The 20,516-nt window shown below is 72.0% G+C and carries 16 protein-coding genes; 7 read left to right on the top strand and 9 right to left on the bottom strand.

What is annotated here, in order from left to right:
- Positions 1-18 precede the first annotated feature (18 nt).
- Positions 19-1,584, bottom strand: coding sequence for a GMC family oxidoreductase (locus ACZ59A_RS15815; protein WP_470958698.1), 1,566 nt, complete (start codon positions 1,582-1,584; stop codon positions 19-21).
- A gap of 378 nt (positions 1,585-1,962) precedes the next feature.
- On the opposite strand from ACZ59A_RS15815, the gene ACZ59A_RS15810 reads away from it, so the two are divergent.
- The 4 genes from ACZ59A_RS15810 to ACZ59A_RS15795 all read left to right on the top strand — a co-directional run bounded on the left by ACZ59A_RS15810 (position 1,963) and on the right by ACZ59A_RS15795 (position 6,648).
- A complete protein-coding gene (locus ACZ59A_RS15810) occupies positions 1,963-3,495 on the top strand; it encodes a glycoside hydrolase family 43 protein (protein ID WP_470959671.1) in 1,533 nt (510 codons plus the stop codon).
- 200 nt (positions 3,496-3,695) lie between these two features.
- Complete coding sequence (locus ACZ59A_RS15805; RefSeq protein WP_470958695.1) at positions 3,696-4,682, top strand: FkbM family methyltransferase; 987 nt, start codon at positions 3,696-3,698, stop codon at positions 4,680-4,682.
- Positions 4,683-4,767: 85 nt separating this feature from the next.
- On the top strand, positions 4,768-5,331 hold the full coding sequence (locus ACZ59A_RS15800; RefSeq protein WP_470958693.1) for a hypothetical protein: 564 nt from the start codon (positions 4,768-4,770) through the stop codon (positions 5,329-5,331).
- Between the two features lie 39 nt (positions 5,332-5,370).
- Positions 5,371-6,648 carry a DUF1266 domain-containing protein gene (locus ACZ59A_RS15795; protein WP_470958690.1) on the top strand — a complete coding sequence of 426 codons (1,278 nt, stop codon included), beginning with the start codon at positions 5,371-5,373 and terminating at the stop codon, positions 6,646-6,648.
- Between the two features lie 26 nt (positions 6,649-6,674).
- Here ACZ59A_RS15795 and ACZ59A_RS15790 read toward each other — a convergent pair whose 3' ends face one another.
- From ACZ59A_RS15790 to ACZ59A_RS15760, 7 genes are all read right to left on the bottom strand, one after another.
- Positions 6,675-7,403, bottom strand: a complete 729-nt coding sequence (locus tag ACZ59A_RS15790; protein WP_470958687.1) for a GntR family transcriptional regulator — start codon at positions 7,401-7,403, stop codon at positions 6,675-6,677.
- Positions 7,404-7,443: 40 nt separating this feature from the next.
- Entirely contained in the window at positions 7,444-9,300 is a 1,857-nt protein-coding gene (locus ACZ59A_RS15785) for a bifunctional sugar phosphate isomerase/epimerase/4-hydroxyphenylpyruvate dioxygenase family protein (RefSeq protein WP_470958684.1), read from the bottom strand.
- A 19-nt stretch (positions 9,301-9,319) separates the two neighbouring features.
- Positions 9,320-10,306: a C-terminal binding protein gene (locus ACZ59A_RS15780; protein ID WP_470958681.1), complete on the bottom strand. Its 987-nt coding sequence runs from the start codon at positions 10,304-10,306 to the stop codon at positions 9,320-9,322.
- Positions 10,307-10,314: 8 nt separating this feature from the next.
- Entirely contained in the window at positions 10,315-11,175 is an 861-nt protein-coding gene (locus ACZ59A_RS15775) for an isocitrate lyase/PEP mutase family protein (RefSeq protein ID WP_470958678.1), read from the bottom strand.
- A gap of 36 nt (positions 11,176-11,211) precedes the next feature.
- The gene (locus tag ACZ59A_RS15770; protein ID WP_470958675.1) at positions 11,212-12,579 is read right to left on the bottom strand and encodes an MFS transporter; all 1,368 of its coding nucleotides are present in this window, start codon (positions 12,577-12,579) and stop codon (positions 11,212-11,214) included.
- A gap of 33 nt (positions 12,580-12,612) precedes the next feature.
- The gene (locus ACZ59A_RS15765) at positions 12,613-13,422 is read right to left on the bottom strand and encodes an SDR family NAD(P)-dependent oxidoreductase (RefSeq protein WP_468045148.1); all 810 of its coding nucleotides are present in this window, start codon (positions 13,420-13,422) and stop codon (positions 12,613-12,615) included.
- Positions 13,423-13,655: 233 nt separating this feature from the next.
- Positions 13,656-15,008: a hypothetical protein gene (locus tag ACZ59A_RS15760; protein ID WP_470958671.1), complete on the bottom strand. Its 1,353-nt coding sequence runs from the start codon at positions 15,006-15,008 to the stop codon at positions 13,656-13,658.
- Between the two features lie 176 nt (positions 15,009-15,184).
- Here ACZ59A_RS15760 and ACZ59A_RS15755 point away from each other — a divergent pair, with 176 nt between their 5' ends.
- The 3 genes from ACZ59A_RS15755 to ACZ59A_RS15745 all read left to right on the top strand — a co-directional run bounded on the left by ACZ59A_RS15755 (position 15,185) and on the right by ACZ59A_RS15745 (position 18,268).
- Positions 15,185-16,543 carry an FAD-binding oxidoreductase gene (locus ACZ59A_RS15755; protein WP_470959669.1) on the top strand — a complete coding sequence of 453 codons (1,359 nt, stop codon included), beginning with the start codon at positions 15,185-15,187 and terminating at the stop codon, positions 16,541-16,543.
- 91 nt (positions 16,544-16,634) lie between these two features.
- Positions 16,635-16,715 carry a putative leader peptide gene (locus ACZ59A_RS15750; protein WP_470959667.1) on the top strand — a complete coding sequence of 27 codons (81 nt, stop codon included), beginning with the start codon at positions 16,635-16,637 and terminating at the stop codon, positions 16,713-16,715.
- A 203-nt stretch (positions 16,716-16,918) separates the two neighbouring features.
- Complete coding sequence (locus ACZ59A_RS15745) at positions 16,919-18,268, top strand: MFS transporter (RefSeq protein ID WP_470958669.1); 1,350 nt, start codon at positions 16,919-16,921, stop codon at positions 18,266-18,268.
- 21 nt (positions 18,269-18,289) lie between these two features.
- Here the strand turns inward: ACZ59A_RS15745 and ACZ59A_RS15740 are convergent, their stop codons facing one another.
- Complete coding sequence (locus ACZ59A_RS15740; RefSeq protein WP_470958667.1) at positions 18,290-20,305, bottom strand: RICIN domain-containing protein; 2,016 nt, start codon at positions 20,303-20,305, stop codon at positions 18,290-18,292.
- Positions 20,306-20,516 lie beyond the last annotated feature (211 nt).

Here is a 20,516-nt window from a genome sequence, read left to right as displayed (position 1 = left end):
CCGGGTGCGGGAGGGGGGTCAGCGTATGGCCGCGGGGAAGCCGCGGATGAGGTCGGCGGCCTTCTCCGCGGCCATGATGACGGGCGCGTTGGTGTTCCCGCGCGTCACCGTCGGGAACACCGACGCGTCGACGACCCGCAGCCCCGCCACGTCGAACACCCGCAGCTCGGGGTCGACCACGGAGCCGATGGCACAGGTCGACGTCGGGTGGTAGAGCGTCTGCCCGACCCGTCGCGAGAAGGCGAGCAGGTCCGCGTCGGAGTCCGAGTGCGGCACGTCGAACGGCCCGGTGGTGACCCCGGCCAGCGCGTCCTGCGCCGCGATCCGCAGGGCGATGCGGACCCCCTGGACCATGCAGTACCGGTCCTCGGGCGTCATGAGGTAGTTGTGCACGATCCGGGGTGCGGCGTCCGGGCGCGCGGAGTCCAGCGTCACCCGGCCGCGGCTGGTCGGGGCGAGTACGCACGGGCCCAGCGCGAAACCGTGCTCGGTGGCGGGGGCGAGCCCGTCGTCGTGGAACAGCACCGGTGCCATGTGGAACTGCACATCCGGGGCGTCCAGTCCGTTCCGGCTGCGGAAGAAGCCACCGGCCTCGCCTATGTTGCAGGTCAGCGGGCCGCGCCCCTCCTTCGCCAGCAGCGCGGCGTTCTCCGGGGTCGCCGCGGTCATCAGCGATTCGACATCGGTGCGGTAGTTCAGCAGGGCCATGTAGTGGTCCTGCAGCCCCTCCCCCACCGGCAGGTCGCTCACCACATCGACGCCGAAGGCCGACAGCGTGGCGGCGGGCCCGATCCCGGACAGCATCAGCAGCTTCGGGGACTCGTAGGCGCCCGCGGACACGATCACCTCACGCTCGGCGCGGATCACCTCGACCGTGCCACCGCGCTCCACCTCCACTCCCCCGGCCCGGCCGCCCTCGATCAGCACACGGTGGGCCCGCGCCGAGGAGTACACCGTGAGGTTCGGCCGCCCCAGGACGGGGTGCAGATAGGCAACGGCCGCGCTGCAGCGCATGCCACCGCGCTGGGTCAGCTGAAATCGCCCCACACCGAACTGCGTCGCGCCGTTGAAGTCCTCGTTGCGCGGGTGTCCGGCCTGCTCCGCGGCCTCGATGTACGCGGTGGCGAGCGGGTGGTTGGACCTGCTGTCGCTGACGGTGAGCGGCCCGCCCACCGAGTGGAACACGTCCTCGCCGCGCTCGTTGTCCTCCGCGCGCCGGAAGTACGGCAGCACTTCGGCGTACGACCAGCCCGTGGCCCCGGCGGCGGCCCAGCCGTCGTAGTCGGCGGGGTTGCCGCGTATATAGATCATCGCGTTGATCGAGCTGGAGCCGCCCAGCACCTTGCCGCGGGGCAGATAGGTCTCCCGGCCACCGAGCCCCGGTTCCGGGCCCGACTGGAGGTTCCAGTCGACCTCGCTCTTGAACAACTGGGCGAAGGCGGCGGGAACGTGGATCTCCTCCGCCGTGTCGGGACCTCCGGCCTCGATCAGCGCCACCCGGACCTCGGGGTCCTCCGACAACCGGGCGGCCAGCACACACCCCGCGGATCCGGCGCCGACGATGACGTAGTCGTGAGTTTTCATCCCTTTTCCTTTGACCGAGAACTGCGCGGACTGGGCCCGTCCATTGTCCTGGTACGCATCATGTGGGGCTCGGGCAGGTCGATCTGACGCCGGATCAAGACGCCCGGGGCTTCTTGCCCACAAAGTCCCCCGCTGACACACTCATGCGCGGTAAGCGCTTACTGAACGAGTGCACGTGCTCCTCCCCGTTCGAGATGCCGAGATACGGAGAAGACAGTGAGCCGACACAGTCGCAGGCACGTGATACGGACCGGTCTCGGCGCGGCGGCCGCGTCGACCGTGCTGGGCGCGGCCGGTGGCACCGCCCGCGCCGAGGCCGCCACCGAAGGTCCGCGGGGGGCGGGCGCGGCGCGGGGGCGGCTGCCCTGGGTGGCCGACCTGGGTGATGGCCGCTATCGGAATCCGGTGCTCAACGCCGACTGGTCCGACCCCGACGCGATCCGGGTGGGCGACCACTTCTATCTGGTCGCCTCCACCTTCAACCGCACCCCCGGGCTGCCCGTCCTGCGCTCCACCGACCTGGTCAACTGGACCGTCATCGGGCACGCCCTGACCGAGCTGCTGCCCAAGGACCACTTCAGCGAGCCGCGGCACGGCCAAGGGGTGTGGGCCCCGGCCCTGCGCCACCACGACGGCAAGTTCTGGATCTTCTATCCGGACCCGGACTTCGGCATCTTCGTGGTGACCGCCACCGATCCGCGCGGCCCGTGGAGCACACCGCATCCGCTCAAGCCGGGCAAGGGCTTCATCGATCCGTGTCCGCTGTGGGACGAGGACGGGCGGGCCTATCTGATCCACGCCTGGGCGAAGAGCCGCAGCGGCATCAACAACCGGCTGACGCTGCACCGGATGAGCCCGGACGGGACCGCCCTGCTCGACGAGGGCCGCGTCGTCGTCAACGGCGACGAACTGCCCGGCTACACCACGCTGGAGGGGCCGAAGCTCTACAAGCGGGACGGCTGGTACTGGATCTTCGCTCCGGCCGGCGGCGTCACCAACGGCTGGCAGTCGGCGTTCCGCTCCCGCTCCGTCCAGGGCCCGTACGAGGACCGCGTCGTGCTCGCCCAGGGCGACAGCCCCGTCAACGGGCCGCATCAGGGGGCGTGGGTGAGCACACCCGGCGGCGAGGACTGGTTCCTGCACTTCCAGGACCGCGGCGCCTACGGGCGGGTGGTGCACCTCCAGCCGATGCGGTGGCGCTCCGACGGCTGGCCGGTGATGGGCGACGACGACGGCAGCGGCCGGGGCACCCCGGTGGCGGTACACACCAAGCCATGTGTCCACGGCCGGACGAGGGTGACGGCGCCCGCCACCGGAGACGAGTTCACCGGGCCGGAGCTGGGGAAACAGTGGAGCTGGCAGGCGAACGCCGACCCGGCCTGGTGGTCGTTCCGCCACTTCCCCCGTCGGCTCGCGCTGGCCTGCCCGCCCAGCCCGGTCACCCATGACCTCCGGCTGCTTCCGAATGTGCTGGGCCAGCGGCTGCCGGCCGAATCCTTCACCGCCACCACCTCGATGACGCTGTCCACCACGACCGCGGACACCCGCGCCGGACTGGTCATGCTGGGCGAGACGTACCGCTGGGCGGGGCTGCGCCACGACGGCGACCGGATCGTTCTGGTGTGCCGCACCGCGGACGAGGGCGCCGCCGAGGTGGACGCCGTCCCGCCGGTGCCGCTGGGGCGCGGACGCGCCGCGGTGCGGCTGCGGATGACCGTGGGTCCCGGCGCGGTGTGCCGGTTCGCGGCCGACGCGGACGGCCGGGGGTTCGTCCCGCTCGGCCCGCCGTTCACGGCGACCGCGGGCACCTGGATCGGGGCGACCGTGGGTCTCTTCGCCACCGGACCGGCGGCCGTCACCCGGCGCAGCGCGGCGGAGTTCGACTGGTTCCGGGTGGGCCCGGCTCTCTGACTACCCTCGCGACTGCCCGATACCGGCAATTTTCGGCCACTTCCCGTTTATCCGAGGAGGGCCCGGGCGTCCTCGGCGGTCGGGCCGCTTGGCATACTTTTTCTTGAGAAAGAGCAGGTCGGAGGGGGGAGACGGCAGAGAGGTCAATCAATTGGCCGCAAGCAGGAGCCGAGACGGCCCAGACCTGCGACGCTGTCTGGATGCAAACCCTTTACAGAAGACTGCTGAATGTGCTTCCCCGGCTCGGAGTGGAGGTGCTCGACCTCGGGTCGGGCAGCGCGGTGCTCTCCCGGCGCGGCAAGCGGAAGCGGGTCTCCATGGGCCGCGAGGCCGACCTGGTGACGCGCGGCAGTGGCCGTTACGCGGTGACGCGGGTGCGGCCGGATACCTGGGTGGTGGCCCGCGGCCGCGGGGACCCGGGCGCGGCATGGACGAACGTCCGGCTCGGTGACACCGGCGCCCATCTGCTCTTCGACGCGAAGGCTTCCGACGAACGCGTGCTCCAGCTGGCGGCCGCCGCCTATCTGTGCGGCCACCATGTGGCCGGGCTGCTGGAGAAGTACGAGGTGAACTGCGTCTTCGACGTGGGGGCCAACGCCGGTCAGTACGGCAAGCGCCTGCGCGGGCTCGGCTATACGGGCAGAATCGTTTCCTTCGAGCCCACCGACGAGGCGTTCGCGAAGCTGGAGCGGGCCGCCGAGAACGATCCCGAGTGGTGGGTGTTCCCCTTCGCCCTCGGCCGCGAGGAGGCCACCCAGTCCATGCACGTGGGCTGGGCCACCATGAACTCCCTGCTCCCCGCGAGCGACTACGGCAAGGACCGCTACCGGCGGTTCGCCAAGGACCGCACGGAGGAGATCGAGATCCGCAGGCTGGACGGCGTGATGGACAAGGCGCTGGCCGGTCTCACCGACCCCCGCCCGTATCTGAAGATGGACACCCAGGGGTACGACCTGGAGGTGTTCGCGGGCGCCGGGGAGCGGATCGAGGAGTTCGTGGGGATGCAGTCGGAGGTCGCGGCCCTGCGGCTCTACGAGGGCAGCCCCGAGATGAGCGAGGCCATCGCCGCGTACGAGAAGAGCGGATTCGGGATCACCGGCATGTACCCGGTGACCCGCGAGGACACGACGGGACGCGTGGTGGAGTTCGACTGCGTCATGATGCGCGCGGACGCCGCCCCCAAGTGAAGCCAACACCCGTACGGGGCCGGGGTGTCCGGCCCCGTACGGGAGACCTCGGCCACCTGCGCGGCGCGTCGCATAGGGTGACACCGTGAGGAAGTCCATGTCGCCGCCGGCACCACCCGGCAACCCTTATGGCGCGGTTCCCGGTACGGGGTACGGAACGGCGCACCCCGTAGCCGATCGGCCGCCGCTGCCCGGGTATCCCCTGCGCCCCGCTCCGTCGCCGCGCCAGGCCGGGCCGGAGGCCCCGTACGCCGCGCCGGAGCAGCTCGCGTGCCAGATGTGCGGTGCGTCGCCCGCGGCCGAGATGGCGGTCCGGCACCACCAGGGCCTGGTCCTCATCATGCTGTTCCGGAAGCGGAAGGGGCGTTTCTGCCGGACCTGTGGCACGGCGCTCTTCCGGAAGCACACCGCCATGACAATGTGGCAGGGGTGGTGGCATCCGCTCTCCGCGCTCCTGTTCAACCCCGTCACCATCGTCCTGAACCTGCGGGTCCACTCGAAGATCGAGCGCCTGCCGGAGCCCGGCCCCGACCCCTACGACAGCCGACTCGCCCCCGGCAAGCGCCTCTTGCTCCGGCCGGGCACCCTCTTCGGACTGCTGCCCGCCGCGGTCGTCCTGCTCTTCTTCGCCAATCTGATCGCGGGGTAGCGGAAGCGCGAGCGGCGGCGCTCGATAGAGTCCTGTGTCATGGGTTACGGGGAGGGAATCGCGGTCGGCCGTACGGAACACCAGGCGCCGCCCGCATGGCAGGCGCCGGGTGAGGTCGAGCGGAGGCTGTACGAGGCCAAACTGCGCGGTGACTGGCCCGCGTTCTTCGACGCGCTGGCCGGGGCGGATCTCTTCATCGCCGAGTCCGCCGACTGGGTCCGAGCGTATCCGCAAACGCCTCAGTGCCTGCCCTACTGGTACTCCCAGGTCCGGGCCAACTGTCTGCCCGTCCTCACCGAGGGCATGCTGCCCGCCCCCGATGCGGAGACCCTCTTCTGGAACACCTCCCTGGACTGGTTCGCGGAGAAGTGGCGGGACAGCGACACCTCATGGATCGTGGTCAACCCGGGCAGCCCGTGCGAGGTGTTCTTCCCGGCGACACCGGCCCATCGGGCCCTGTGGCAGCAGCATGTGCGGCGTCTCCCGCACTCCGGCTGCGGTCACACGCACCAGCACATGCGGCTGCGCGCTCTGGAGGGAGACGCTGCCGCGTCGGGGCAGGTGGCCCACGGGCTGGGGCTGGTCGCGCTGCTGTCCGTCAAGAACGGTGACCTGTGGAACAACATCGCCTACCACGGCACGGGCTACACAGGTGAGAAGGGCCGCCTCAAGGAGTGGTGGGGCATCACCAGCCGCGAGGAGTGGCGGCATTACCAGGAGCAGTTGCTCGAAGCGGACCAGGTCCGCGGCGCCTGGGAGTTCGTCCTCGGGGTCCGGCGGTCGCTGTCCCGGGAGTTCGGCGGCCCCGTCGAGGTGGACCAGTGGCGGCAGGCGGCCGAGAAGGTGCTGCGGCGGGGCGCCGAGGGGACCGAGTACCGGCTGAGCGCCGACGGGGTGACCAAGGTCGGCCCCGTCGACGGCGCCGAGGTGGCGGCGCAGATCGCGGGAGTGCAGCGGCTCATCGGCCGGATCGCCCGCTACGAGAAGCGTTTCCGCGCCGACGGTCTGCTGGCGGAGGGGAAGTTCGTCCCCTCCGTGGAGGCGTGGGACTACGGGCGGGCCGCCGGAATGGCCCGCTGGGGGCTGGGCGCCCGCTACTGCGACCAGCGGGAGGCCGAGGACGCGATCGTCCGCGCCAGCAAGCGCGGTCGGACCAACTACCGCTCCTGGGAGGAGTTTTCCGCGTCCTTCGTCCTCGGCCGGTGTCTGCACTTCGACGAGGAGGAATTCGGCAGCTGGTACCAGGACATGCTGGAAGCGCACCGCATCCTCACCACCGACCCCCGCAGCCCCTGGCTCACGATCCCCTGGAAGTGAGCGGCCGGTGAGTGGCCGGTGAACGGTCAGCTGGACAGGCCCAGTTTGCGGCGGAGGCCCGCCGCCTTGGACTCGGTGTCGCGGGCGGCGCGGGCGCGCAGGGCCAGCACGTAGTTCTCGCGGGTCCGCATGATGTGCGCCTTCAGGATCTCCTCCAGCTCGTCCGTACGGCCCGCGGCGAAGATCTCGATGATGCGCCGGTGTTCCTCGAAGGAGCGCGCCGGTTCCGTCGTGGCGACGAAGGTGAGGTGGACCCGGAGCGCCGAGACGCGGGCCAGGCTCATCTGGTAGGCGTCGCTGAGGTAGCGGTTGCCGCAGTGGGCGAAGAACGCCTCGTGGAAGGCGGTGTCGGCGGTGCCGTACGCCTTGGTGTCGTTGTCCGCCAGGGCGCCGGTCATGGCCTCGACGGCATGGCGCATCGCAGCGAGGGCGGCGTCCGGGTTGCGTTCGAGGGCCAGTTGGGCCGCGCGGATCTCCAGGGTGGTGCGGTATTCGCACAGCTCGTGGATCTCGTCCTCGGTGGGCTGGAAGACATACGTCCCCGACTTCGGCACGATCTCGACCAGGCCCTGCAGTTGCAGCATGCGCAGGGCCTCGCGGACCGGTGTGCGGCTCACCCCGAGGACGGAGGCGAGACCGTCCTCGGAGAGCGCCTCGCCGAGGTCGAATTCGCCGTCCACGATCGCCGCGCGGAGACGGCGTGCCACCTCGGAGGCCAGCGACGAGGACCGTCCGCCGCCCGTCGTGCGTGCCATGCCCCTCCGTCCATGGGAATGTCCGTGCGTATCCCGAACGCTACCGTATCGCCGGATCCGGCCCGGCCTGGGCGAGGCGGGCGGTGCGGTGGGCGGCCATGCGGACGGGGGCGTTGGGGGCGCCGTAGCCGGTGTACCGGCCGAGGCGCTGGACGAGTTCGAAGAACACCGCGCCGCCCAGGATCTCCGTATAGCAGTGGAGGAACGCGCCGTCGGCGTCGCGGTCGTAGAAGATGCCCAGCTCGCGGAGGTCGGTGAGGAGCGCGGGGTCGGGGGCGAGCCGGGCGTCGAGGTCGTCGTAGTAGTTGTCCGGGACGGCCAGCAGGGGCGCTCCGCGGTCGCGTACGGCACGGGCGGTCGCCACGATGTCGTCGGTGGCGAAGGCGATGTGCTGGGGGCTGGCGACCGGCGGTGCCCAGTCGCCCCGGCGCAGCAGGGTGACCGACAGCGCGATGCGGACCCGTTCGGCGGGGTCGGTGAAGGCCCGGCTGCGGACCAGGCCGAAGGGGGCGGCGTATTCGGCGGTGGGCTGCGGGGCGAGGCCGAGGACGGCGCGGTAGAAGAGCGTGGCCTCGTCGAAGTGGTCGAACGGCTGGGTGAGCGCGATGTGGTCGATGCGGGTGACGCCCGCGCCGGGCCGGTCCGACGCGTCGGCGACGGGGGTGAAGTCGGCCGACCAGTCGTCACTGGTGCCGCAGAAGAAGACCTCGGTGCCGTCCGGGGCCGCGACGGCGGCGAGGTCGGCCTCGGCCGGTCCCCGCGTGCGCGGCAGGACCGGGGCGAGCAGTGCCTCGGCGCGTGCGGCCGAGGCGCCCGGGTCTGCGGTGTGCAGGCCCAGGGCGCTGATCGCGCCGCCGGGCCGGGTCACGCCCGTGTTGAGGAGCAGCCGGGCCTGGCCCTGGGTCCACAGCTGGACGGGTTTGGTGCGGTGGTGGCCGGTGTGGGTGAAGCCGAGCCCGGCCAGTGCCTTGGCGATCAGCGGCCCGGACTCCGTGTCGACGGCCACCTCGGCGAACGCGACGCCGCTCGGCGCGGACGCGGCAGGGGCGGCGGGCACGGCGCCCGCCGACCGCCCGTCGGCGCGGCGCGCGGTGGTGTCCCGGAGCGCGAGGAGCGAGCGGTGGGCGTCGATGGCGGTCCGGGCCGGGTCGGCCTGGCGGAAGACGTCGTTGAACACTTCCAGCGACAGGGGTCCTCGGTAGCCCGCGGCCAGTACATGGGTGAGGAACGCGGACAGGTCCCAGGCGCCCTGGCCGGGGAAGAGCCGGTGGTGGCGGCTCCACTGGAGTACGTCCATGTCCAGGTGGGGCGCGTCGGCGAGCTGGAGGAAGAACACCTTCTCGGCGGGGATGTCCCGGATGCCCGCCGGGTCCGAGCCGCGGGAAAGGATGTGGAAGCTGTCCAGACAGAGCCCGAGGGCCGGGTGGCCGGCGCGGGCGACCACGTCCCACGACGCCTCGTAGGTGTCGATGTGGGCGCCCCACGCGAGGGCTTCGTAGGCGATGCGTATGCCGTGTTCGGCGGCGCGCTCGGCCGCGGTGTGCAGCTGCCCGGCGAGCAGGTCGGGGTCGGGGACGGCGTCCGGGGAGACCGAGGAGCACACGAGCAGGGTGTCGGTGCCCAGTTGCCGCATCACCTCGAACTTCCGCTCCAGACGGTCGATGTTGGCGGCGAAGCGGTCCGGCGAGGTGGAGTCGAGGTCGCGGAAGGGCTGGTAGAGGTCGATGGACAGGCCGAGGTCGGCGCAGCGGGCCCGGATCGCGGCGGGGGCGAGCGGGGAGGCGACGAGGTCGGGTTCGAAGATCTCCACCCCGGCGAAACCGGCGTCCGCCGCGGCGGTGAGCTTGTCGTCCAGAGTGCCCGACAGGCAGACCGTGGCCACCGCGGTGTGCGTCATGGGAATTTCGTCCTCCTGCTCATCGGAAGATGCCGCGCGGGCCGGGGATGACGTCGTGGTTGACGAGGTAGGTGGGCAGCCGCCCCTGGGCGACTTCTACCACGTTTCGGGCCGTCTTCGTACGGATCTCGATCTCGGAGTCCTCCGAGTACCAGGCGGTGTGCGGGGTGAGGACCACGTTCTCGCAGTGCGCCAGCGGGCTGTCGGGCCCGATGGGTTCGTGGGCGAAGACGTCGAGGGCGGCGCCCGCGATACGTCCCGACCGCAGCGCCTCGGTGAGCGCGGTCTCGTCCACCACCGGGCCGCGGGCGGTGTTGACCAGGCAGGCGGTCGGCTTCATGGCGGCGAACTGCCCGGGCCCGATCATCCCTTCGGTCTCCGCCGTCAGCGGGGCGTGCACGGACACCACATCGGCTTCGCGGCAGAGGGTGTCGAGGTCCACGAGCCGGACGCCGAGCGCCGCGGCCCGGGCGGTGTCCGGATAGGGATCATGGGCGAGGAGTGTCATCCCGAAGCCGCCCATCTTCTCGGCCAGCCGCTGCGGGATGCGGCCGAATCCGACGAGCCCGAGCGTGCGTCCGCGCAGCCGTCGCAGCGGCTTCGCGACGGTGTAGTCCCAGGCGCCCCGGCGGATCGCGGCGTCGTAGCGGTGCAGCCCCCGGGCGAGGGTGAGGATCTGCGCGGCGGCGTGGTCGGACACCTCCTCCAGGGAGCCGTCCGGCACATTGGCGACGGCGATGCCCGCGGCGGTCGCCGCCGGGACGTCGATGGTGTTGAGCCCGATGCCGTAGCGGGAGATCACCTGGCAGCGGGGCAGGTTGCGGATCACCTCGGCGGTGACGGGGGCGTACTGGTTGATCACGGCGTCGGCGTCGGCGCAGATCTCGATCAGTTCGTCCTCGGTACGGGCCTGGGCGGGTACGAGGGTGAGTCCGGCCGCTTCCAGAACCCGTCGCTCGGGCTCCAGATCGGCGAATTCGTAGTCGGTGACGACCACGGTGAACATGATGGCGCTCAGCTCCCGAAGCGATGGTCGAGGTCCTGGTGGAAGCCGAGGTCGACCAGGTCGCAGAACTCGGCGTAGGTGTGCTGGGCCGGGCCGCCCGCGGGGGTTCCGGCGGTGCGCAGATGGTCCAGTGCGTCGGCGACCGCGCGGGTGGCGGCGAACAGGGCGGTGACCGCGTAGAACACGATGCGGAAGCCCATGTCGGCGAGGTCGGTGGCGGTGAGCCGGGTGGTCTCGTTCCCGTCCACGATGGAGACGACCTTGGGTCCTTCGACGGCCTCGGCGACGGCCTCCACCTCCTCGACGCGTTTGATGCCGTCGACGAAGACCAGGTCGGCGCCCGCGTCCCGGTAGCGGCGGGCGCGGCGGACCGCCTCCTCGATTCCGGCGGCGGGCAGGGCGTCGGTGCGTCCGATGACGAGCAGGTCGTCGTCGCCCCGGGCCTCGACGGCGCAGGCGATCCGGGCGGCGCTCTCGTCCTCGTCCATCAGCCGGATGCCGCTCATCTGGCCGCACCGCTTGGGCGCCACCTGGTCCTCCAGGTGGATGGCCGCCACCTGCGCCTGGATGTACTCGCGCACGGTGCGGTGGATGTTGGAGGGGCCGCCGTATCCGGTGTCGGCGTCCGCGATGACCGGGATGGTCACGGCGCGGGTCATGTTGCGGGCGTGTTCGGTCATCTCGGTCTGGGTGAGCAGTCCGATGTCGGGGGTGCCCAGGCGGCTGGCCGTGGCGCCGAAGCCGGTCATGTAGACGGCCGGGAATCCGGCGGCCTGCACGAGGCGGGCCGTGGCCGAGTCGGGCGCGCCCGGGGCCTGCACGATGCCGGGGCCGGCCAGAAGGGAGTGGAGCGACGTGGCGGCTGACACGGGTCGGGCTCCTTCGGGGTGAGGGTCGCGGGGGCGTCAGCGGGCGGTGGCGGGTGCGTCGGCCACGGGTGCCGGGCCGGTTTCGGAGCCGGGCTGCCGCGCGGGGCTGCGCCACAGGAGGATCAGTACGACCGAGACGGCCAGGGACACGACGGGGATCAGCAGGCCCGCGGTGACGGTGTCGCCGTCGGTCTCCTTGCCGACGATGTACGGGCCGAAGAACCCGCCGAGGTTGCCGATGGAGTTGATGGCGGCGATGCCGACCGCGGCGTGGGTCTTGGACAGGCTGTCGGTGGTGAGTGCCCAGAACGGCGGCAGCCAGGCGAAGGCGCCGATGCCGGTCACCGCGAGCGCGACCACCGCGGGCCCGGGGTGGTGGCGCAGGGCGATCACCGCCGCGAGGCCGATGGCACCCATGGCGAGCGGCACGGCGACCAGGTATTTGCGCTCGCGGGCGCGCTTGGACAGCTGGGCGGTGACCAGCAGCGCGAGCGCGGCGCAGATGTAGGGGACGGCCGCGGTGAAGCCGATGTTGGTGGCCGAGTAGGCGGGGTTGATCTGCTTGATGATCAGCGGCAGGAAGAGGTTGAACCCGTAGGTGCCGATGGCGAGCGCGAGATGGGTGGCGGCCAGGTGCAGCACCCGGCGGTTGCGCAGGGCGGCGAGCTGCGCCCGTACGCCCTCGTCGTGGCCGGTGCCCTGTTCGGCCTCCAGCGACGTGCGCAGCCACTCGCGGTCGGCGGCAGCGAGCCAGCGCGCGGTGCCCGGGGAGTCCGGGAGGAAGGCGTACGTCACGACGGCCATCAGGATCGCCGGGACGCCGGTCAGGATGAACAGCCAGCGCCAGCCCGCCATGCCGAACCAGCCGGTGTGGTCCAGGATCAGGCCGCCGAGGAGCCCGCCGCAGAGGAACGAGACGGGCTGGGCCAGCACCAGCCAGCCGAGCGCGACGGCCCGGTCGCCGGAGCGGAACCACAGGGTGAGGTAGACGATGATGCCGGGGAAGAACCCCGCCTCCGCGATGCCGAGCAGGAAGCGCATCACGTACAGCATCTGCACGTTGGTGGTGAACCCGGTGATCACGGTGATGATCCCCCAGGTCGCCATGATGCGGGCGAGCCAGGCGCGGGCGCCGAAGCGGCGCAGCAGCAGATTGCTGGGCACCTCGAAGAAGAAGTACGCGACGAAGAAGATCGAGGCGGCGAGGCCGTACGCGGCGGCCTTGATGCCCAGTTCGGTGCCCATGCCCAACTGGGCGAAGCCGATGTTGGTGCGGTCGACGTACGCGATGACGTAGCCGACCGCGATGAGCGGAAGGAGGCGCCAGGTGATGCGCGAGACGGCTGCCCGCTGCCCGGCCTCGTCCAGAGTCGGTGCGGGGGTGCCGCTGGGTGCGTGTGTCATGTGCTTCCTCGATCGTGCGGGGAGGAGGGCGGCTCAGCTCATGATCAGTCCGCCGTCGATGTTGACGGCCTGGCCGGTCATGTAGTCGGAATCGGGTGAGCAGAGGTAGAGGGCGAGGCCCGCGACGTCGTCGGCCGTCTGGGGGCGGCCCAGCGGTACGACGGCGGTGCGCCGCTGCCACGCCTCGCCCTCGGGCCATCCCTCGGTGGCGGACCACTCCTGGTCGATCTGGCGCCACATGTCGGTCCCGACCAGCCCGGGGCAGATGGCGTTGACGGTGATGTCCGGCGCCAGCGCGTAGGCCGCGGTCTGGGTGAGGCTGATGACGGACGCCTTGCTGGCGCGGTAGTGGGGGGTGAGGGGCGCCATCGGCCCGGCGCCGTACCGTCCGGCGATCGACGACATCGTGATGATCTTCCCGCGCGGACGGGCGGCGTCCAGGGGTTCCTGGGCCTTCATCCGGGCGGCGGCGGCCTGCATGGTCAGGAACGCGCCCTTGACGTTGACGGCGAACGTGGCGTCCCAGTCCTCCTCGGTGATATCGAGGAACGGTTTGACCTGCACGATGCCCGCGTTGCAGACCATGACGTCGAGCCGTCCGAGGCCGTCGGCGGTGCGCCGCACCATCTCGGCGCAGTCGGCGGCGCGGGTCACATCGCCCGCGACGGCGAGCGCCGGGCGGCCGAGTCCGGCCACTTCGGCGCGTACGGCCTCGGCGCGGGCGGCGTCGCGGTCGATGACGGCCAGGTGCGCGCCCGCCGAGGCGAGCCGCAGGGCGATGGACCGTCCGATGCCGCGCCCGGCACCGGTGACCGCGACGCACAGGCCGCTGAGGTCTGCCACTCTCGTCCCTTTCGTCGGTGCGCCCGGCCGCATGGGTGGGCAGGCCGGGCCGCTGAGACTGGGACACTAGAGTTCGGCAATCTGGGATACAAGATGTGTGCACGAGATTGCTCTGATTGCTCGCGCGATTGTCGCGCCGTGGTGCGGACCGGGCCGGGAGGCGGTGCCACCCTCGCCGACGTCACCCGCCGACGTCACCCGCCGACGTCACCCGCCGACGTCACCCGCCGACGTCACCCGCCGAAGTCTCCCCCGCCGAAGCCGCCGCCGAAATCGCCGCCGCCGAAATCGCCCGGGTCGAAGTCGCCGCCGGACTGGTCACCGCCCGAGTAGTCGCCCGCGGGACCGGCTCCGTAGTAGTCCCCGTACGCGTAGGGCGAGGCGAACGCGGTGCCGAGCAGCGTGCCCGCCATCAGGCCCGGCAGCAGCGCGCCGCCGTAGTATCCGGCCGCCCAGGGGGCGTACGCGGGTCCGGCGTCCCAGTACGGGCGCCGCCCGGCGGAGGTGTCGACCTTCCGGGCCAGCGGTTCCTCGCCGTCGTCCAGCCGGGCCGCGTCCGCCGCGCAGACCGGGACGGTCCGCTCGGATGTGCTGCCCTGCGGGGTCCACTGCCGGTCCTCGACCGAGGGGCCGTGCCGTGGGTCGAAGAAGCACGGCGGGCGACGCTCCGGCAGCGGCTTGCCGTCCATCCTGGCCTCCAGGGTGGCGAGCGAGAACCGGCCGTCGTCCAGCGCCTCGCTCACGTCCCGGACTTCCCTGGCGGCCTGCGCCTTCTCCATCGACGTCTTGGCGTGCTCGTAGGAGTCCAGGGCCCGGGTGTAGTCCTCGCGCATCGCGTCGTCGGCCTTCGGGGACCCCGGGTCGAAGCCGATCCGGGTCAGCTCCTCGCCGAAGGCGGTGATGTCCTCGTCCACGACCGGGCGGATTTCCTCCAGCCGGGCCCGCTCCTCCCGCTGCCGCCGCCTGGTGACGCGCCTGCTCACCAGGTAGGTGCCGCCGACGCCGACGACGATCAGCACGCCGAGCGTGACGAGCAGGCCCAGTGCGCCGGTGCCCCGGCTCGGCGTGGCGGCGCTGTTCCAGGTGGTGGGCGCGTCGCCCTTGGCCTGGTCCACGGCCCGGTCGACGAAGTCGGTGAGCATGGCTCCGGAGTCGCCCGGGTGGGACCGCTGCGCGGCGCCGGTCAGGTTCTGCACGGCGTCGCGGGACAGGACGGTGTGGTCGGCACCCGCGTCGAAGCGGTCGCCGAGCGCGACCGCGTAGACGCCGGTGATGCCGACCTTCGTCCGCAGATCCTGGAGCAGGGTCGACCGGTCGTGCTTCTCGGCGGCGGGGAGCGCGGCGACGAAGACCGGCTTGCCCGCCTTCTCGATCTTCTGCGACAGGGCGTCGGCCTCGGTCCGGGGCAGGATGTCCCGGGCGCGGGGATCGACATAGACGGGCCCGTTGCGCAGGGAGGCCGCGGCCGCATCGAGGGAGTCGGCGGCCCGAGCGCCGGGAGCCGCGGCGACGGCGGCGAGCAGCAGCGCGGCGACGACCAGCGGAAGCACCAGCGCTCTCCGGAAGACGCGTCGTACGGTCTCCATACCTACGACGCTAGCCCACTTTGCGTACATTGCGTAAATTTGGGGGTTTTCTCGCCGCTCGGTGACGCACCTCCGCGAGGGCGGTGATCATCAAGCCTCGCCGCGGTGGGTACCGTGGCGAGGATGCGGTACGGGGACGACGACAGGGCGGGGAGCCGGGCGTGCTGATCGAGGAGCTGCGGCGGGAACTGCCGGACGGGCGGCTGGTCGAGGACCCGCACATCGCCGCGGGATTCACCCACGACGAGGCGGAGTGGGCGCCGTACGGCACGCCGTGCGCGGTGGTGCGGCCGCACACGGCGGCGGAGGTGCGGTCCGTGGTGCGCGCCTGTCTGCGGCACGGCGTTCCGCTCGTCACCCGGGGCGCCGGGACCGGGCTCTCCGGCGGCGCCAACGCCGTCGAGGGCTGCGTCGTGCTCTCCACCGAGCACATGAACGCCATCCACGAGATCGATCCCGTGGAGCGGCTCGCGGTCGTCGGCCCCGGTGTGGTCAACGACGATCTGCGGGCCGCGTGCGCCGAACACGGACTCTGGTACCCGCCGGACCCGGCCAGCGCGCCCTGGTCCACCATCGGCGGCAACGTGGCCACCAACGCGGGCGGGCTGTGCTGCGTCAAGTACGGCGTCACCCGCGACTACGTCCTCGGCCTGGAGGCGGTGACCGGCACCGGTGAGCTGGTGCGGCTCGGCCGCAGGACGGCGAAGGGCGTGGCCGGGTACGACCTGGCCGGGCTGCTGGTCGGCTCCGAGGGCACCCTCGGGGTGATCACCGAGGTGACCGTGCGGCTGCGCCCGCGGCGGGAGGCGGAGCGCACGGTCGCCGGATACTTCTCCTCGGTCGTGGCGGCGGGCCGCGCCGTCGCCGCGGTCGGGGCCGCGGGGCTCACCCCGTCCGCACTGGAGCTGATCGACCGGCACTGCCTGGCCGCGGTCGACCGGTGGAAGAACATGGGGCTGTCCGTCGACGCGGACGTGGTGCTCCTCGGGCGCACCGACGCGCCGGGTCCCGCCGGGGAGCAGGAGGCGATGCGCATGCTCGCCTGCTTCGAGGAGGCGGGGGCGACCTGGGCCGCGCAGTCCACGGACCAGGAGGAGGCCGACGCGCTCTTCGCGGCGCGGCGGCTGGCCTACCCGGCGCTGGAGCGGCTGGGGCCGGTGCTCACCGAGGACGTGTGCGTGCCCCGGGCGGCCGTACCGGAGATGCTGGCGCGGATCGAGCGCGCGGCCACCCGGCACGACACGCTCATCGCCAACATCGCCCACGCCGGTGACGGCAACCTCCATCCGCTGCTGATCACCCAGCCCGGCGACACCGCGGCCCGGGAGCGCGCCCAGGCCGCGTTCCGCGACATCATCGCCGACGCCCTCGACCTGGGCGGGACGGTCACCGGCGAGCACGGTGTCGGGCTGCTGAAGCGGGACGGTCTGGAACAGGAACTCGCGCCCGCCGTGCTGGAGATGCACCACGCCGTCAAGGCGGCCCTCGACCCGCACGGGATCCTGAACCCCGGCAAGGTCATCGGCCGGAGCTGAGCGGACGGCCGTCCCGCGCCCCGTCCCAGTCGCTGAGACCTTTCCGGTGACGCCTTGAGCCGGGCGACGGGGGCCGACCATACTGTCGGCCATGTCGAATGCTGCTGGCCCGCTCGTGGAACGCCGCCACGTCGATCTGTGCCGCCAGTCCAGCGCCTGCTGTCGCCTCTGATCCCGGCTCCCCCGCGGACGATCACGCCTCCGGCCCCGTAGCGCCGCAGGTCTCCTGATGCTTCGTCATGTGCCGTCCGCCCGCGGACAGTTGTCTTTCCCCATCGCACCCTGCCGCTGAGGCCGGTGCGCGCGCCGTGCTGCTCGCCGTCGCGCGCTTCCGCCTGCCCCGGCGCCCCGGCATGCAACGAAACGGTAGTTCCCATGCCCGAAACATCCCGACGGTCACTTCGTACGGTGGTGCTGTCCAGCCTGCTGGGCACCACGGTGGAGTGGTACGACTTCTTCCTCTACAGCACCGCCGCGGGCCTCGTCTTCGGCGACCTCTTCTTCCCCACCGGCAACGACACCGTCGGCACCATCCTCTCCTTCGCCACCTTCGCCGTCGGCTTCCTGGCCCGGCCCATCGGTGGCCTGCTCTTCGGACACATCGGCGACCGCATCGGCCGCAGACGGACCCTCGCCGTCACCATGAGCGTGATGGGCGGCTCCACCACCCTCATCGGCCTGCTGCCCACCTATCAGCAGATCGGCGTCTGGGCGCCCGTCCTCCTGCTCGTCCTGCGCGTGGCGCAGGGCGTGGCACTCGGCGGCGAGTGGGCCGGTGCCGTGCTGCTGTCCGTGGAGCACGGCCCGCGCGGCCGCGAGGGCCGCTACGGCAGCTACCCGCAGATCGGACTGGCCCTCGGACTGGCCCTGGGAACCGGTGTTTTCGCCCTGCTCAGCAATGTGCTCAGCGACGAAGCCTTCCTCAGCTACGGATGGCGGCTGGCCTTCCTGGTGAGTCTGCTGCTGGTCGTCCTGGGGATCACCGTGCGGCTCAAGGTGGACGAGACTCCGGCCTTCCGACAGATCGAGCAGCGGCAGTCGGCATCCCGGATCCCGCTGGCCCGGCTGCTGCGGGACCCGGGAACCCGGCGGCACACCGTGCTGGGCATGCTGGCCAGGTGGGGCGAGGGCGCGGCGTTCAACACCTGGGGGGTGTTCGCGATTTCGTACGCCACCTCGACGCTGCACCTGCCCCGCACCCCGGTCCTGCTCGCCGTCACTTTCGCCGCGCTGCTGATGGCCGTACTGATCCCGGTGTCCGGCTCCCTGGTGGACCGACAGGGCGCGCGCCGGATGTACATGGTCGGCATGGCGCTGTTCGGGGTGAGCGTGTTCCCCGCGTTCTGGCTGTTCCACGCCACCGGCATCTGGGGGTTCGCCGCGGCGATCGCGCTGACGCTGGGCGTGGTCCACGCGTCCTTCTACGGGGCCCAGGGCACCCTGTTCGCCTCCCTGTTCCCCGCGGAGGTCCGGTACACCGGCATGTCCGTGGTCTACCAGCTGTCCGGGGTGTACGCCTCCGGCATCACGCCACTGCTGATGACGACCTTCCTCGCGCTCGGCCACGGCGCTCCGTGGATCGCCTGCGGATATCTCGCGGCCACCGCGGTCGTCAGCGTGTGGGCGGCCTCGCGCATCCGGCCGTCCGACACGTACTTCGCCTCCGGGGCCACCGACCGCCCCGCACGCCAAACGGCGGCGCGGTCGGCGGTGGCCGTGAAGTAGCGCCCTCGTGTCCCGGCCCGGTCAGCGGTAGCCCCCTCGTTGCCAGCCGCCGTCGTGTCCGGCCCGGTCCGGGGCCCAGGGCGCCTGCCCCTGCTGCCCGTACCACCCGTGCCCTCCGTACTGCCCGCCGTACCCTCCGCGCCAGCCCGGCTGTCCGTACCAGGAGCCCGCCTGCCGCGGGGGCTGATCCGCCGGGGTCTTGGGGCGGTGCCCCGGTGCCTTGGGCGAGGAGTGCGACGGTGGCCGCGGGGCGGACCTCGGCGGCGCCGACGGCTCGGGCGCATGCGTCGGGGGCGTGGTGCGGGCGGGCTTCGGGCGGACGGCGGACACCTGACGGGGCGCCACTTCCCGGTCCGGGCGAGCCGTCTCGGTCCGGTACCGGTTGTCCTTCGCCGCGCCGCCCGCCAGCCAGCGCTGCGACCTGGCGGAGTCGTCACGTGTTTTGAGGACCAGCCCGGCCCCCTTCTCCGTCGAGTCGGGGGTCAGGGCCAGTTCCTGGTTCCAGCGCGGCACCAGGGTGCCCTGGAGGGTGAAGTCGTAGCGCACGTTCTCGGCGGCCCGCCGTGACGTGGTCGCGCAGGGGCCCAGCCGGATCGAGAAGCTCAGCCGGGAGTTGAGGCAGAGTTCGGGGTCGGCACCGCTGCGCAGCAGGCCGTCGGCCTCGTACGTCCACTGCTGGGTGGCCGCGGAGGCGCAGCGGGTGGCCTCGGTTTCGGCGCCCGCCCTGGCCTTGTCGCCGACGATGTCGAGGCACAGTCCGCTCGCGGCATTGCGCAGTCGGCCGCGCAGGGTCTCCGCCGGGCGGCCGTCGGCGCCGATCCAGGAGGGCTCCGAGCCGGGGGCCGTCGTGTCGTCCGCGCCCGGCGTCGTGGCCGGGGTGTCGCGGTCGTACGCCGCGTCCTCGCCACCGCCGGACGGGAGGACGGACGCCACCGCGACCGACACCAGGACGCAGCCGCTCACCGTGGCCGCCGCCACGACGAGGAGGCGTCCGCGGGTGAGCGGCGAGCGCTTTCGGCGTGCCGGGCGGGCCGCCGGGCGCTCGGCCGCGCGCTCCGCCGGACGCACTGCCGGGCGCACTGCGAGGCGCAGTGCCGGGCTCGCCTTCCACCAGGGGTCTTTCCGCGCCGAGTGGCGAGGGCCGCTGGCTCGTGGCGGGGTGGACGGCATCGGCGGAGCTTCCACGACCGGGTCCGGTTCGGGGACACGGCGGCCCGGCCGGGAGTCGAGATAGTCCCGGGCACCCCACCCCAGGACCGCCTCGGCGAGCAGAACGCCCGGCCGGCCGGTGGAGTGGTCCAGTTGGCCGGCGGCCTCATGGCAGTGCCCGCACCTGGCCAGATGCTGCTCCAGATCGGGGCAGAGCCGGGTGTCGCCGCGGCGGAGCGAGACGTCCAGCAACCGGCTGTACTGTCGGCACTCCTCCTCGGGGGCCGTGTCGTGGTGCGCCTCCAGAGCGCCCTGACGCCAGCGCAGCCGGGCCCGCTCCAGCTCGGCGGGGGCATTGTCGTGCATCCCCAACAGCCCTGCCGGTACGGCCAGTTGGTCCGCCTCGACCTCCGTGTGCCACAGCAAACAGCGGGCCGCCTCGGGGAGCCGCTGGAACGCACGGAATACCAGCCGCCTGTTCTCCGGCGGACGGAGCCGCCCGTCCCCGCGCCCCCGTTTCCCGAGGGCGGCCCGCAGGCCGGGGTGGAGCAGCGCACTGCGTGGACCCGTGTTCCACTCCTCCGCTATGCCCCGCACGGTGGCCAGCACCCGTGGCCGCCACGCGGTGGCCGGTGCGGTCCGCGGCAGTGCCTCGCCGAAGAGCCGGGTGAACGCGGTGGAGGTGAGGATCCCCGCCGGGTGGGTGCCCGTGGTGCACTGGCTCGCGTAGGAGAAGGCCGCCTCCCAGTGACGGCCCAGCAGTTCCCCGACGGGGTGCTGCTCGGACAGTGTCCCCGAGCACTTCTTGAGTTCGGCCGTGAGCTGTTCATCCGTCACACCGAACAGGGGCGCGGGGGTTAAGAAGTCGGTCCGGGCAGCATCGTTCACGTCTTTTCCCTTTCACAGGGCAGCGAGAAAAGTCCGTACCAAATGGGGGGTGTCGGCCCTGCCGGCGGCGCGAAAACACCTGACCCACGTGGCGACACCTGCACCTTTGCATACGGAACCGATGCGGAACAAGGGACTTCACATTTTTCGAGTTCGAGCACCGCGAAGGGCCACTGAAGTGTCGGCTGACGTTGCGAAATGCAAAGTGGCG

Source organism: Streptomyces sp. NPDC040405, assembly GCF_055595765.1.
Note: the sequence above shows the minus strand (reverse complement) of the source record. Positions and strands in the feature narration are given on the sequence as shown.

Excerpts from the sequence above, each read along its gene's own strand:
- ACZ59A_RS15815 (WP_470958698.1), bottom strand. The coding sequence starts at position 1,584 with ATGAAAACTCACGACTACGTCATCGTCGGCGCCGGATCCGCGGGGTGT.
- ACZ59A_RS15805 (WP_470958695.1), top strand. The coding sequence starts at position 3,696 with ATGCAAACCCTTTACAGAAGACTGCTGAATGTGCTTCCCCGGCTCGGA.
- ACZ59A_RS15795 (WP_470958690.1), top strand. The coding sequence starts at position 5,371 with ATGGGTTACGGGGAGGGAATCGCGGTCGGCCGTACGGAACACCAGGCG.
- ACZ59A_RS15790 (WP_470958687.1), bottom strand. The coding sequence starts at position 7,403 with ATGGCACGCACGACGGGCGGCGGACGGTCCTCGTCGCTGGCCTCCGAG.
- ACZ59A_RS15785 (WP_470958684.1), bottom strand. The coding sequence starts at position 9,300 with ATGACGCACACCGCGGTGGCCACGGTCTGCCTGTCGGGCACTCTGGAC.
- ACZ59A_RS15780 (WP_470958681.1), bottom strand. The coding sequence starts at position 10,306 with ATGTTCACCGTGGTCGTCACCGACTACGAATTCGCCGATCTGGAGCCC.
- ACZ59A_RS15770 (WP_470958675.1), bottom strand. The coding sequence starts at position 12,579 with ATGACACACGCACCCAGCGGCACCCCCGCACCGACTCTGGACGAGGCC.
- ACZ59A_RS15760 (WP_470958671.1), bottom strand. The coding sequence starts at position 15,008 with ATGGAGACCGTACGACGCGTCTTCCGGAGAGCGCTGGTGCTTCCGCTG.
- ACZ59A_RS15750 (WP_470959667.1), top strand. The coding sequence starts at position 16,635 with ATGTCGAATGCTGCTGGCCCGCTCGTGGAACGCCGCCACGTCGATCTG.
- ACZ59A_RS15745 (WP_470958669.1), top strand. The coding sequence starts at position 16,919 with ATGCCCGAAACATCCCGACGGTCACTTCGTACGGTGGTGCTGTCCAGC.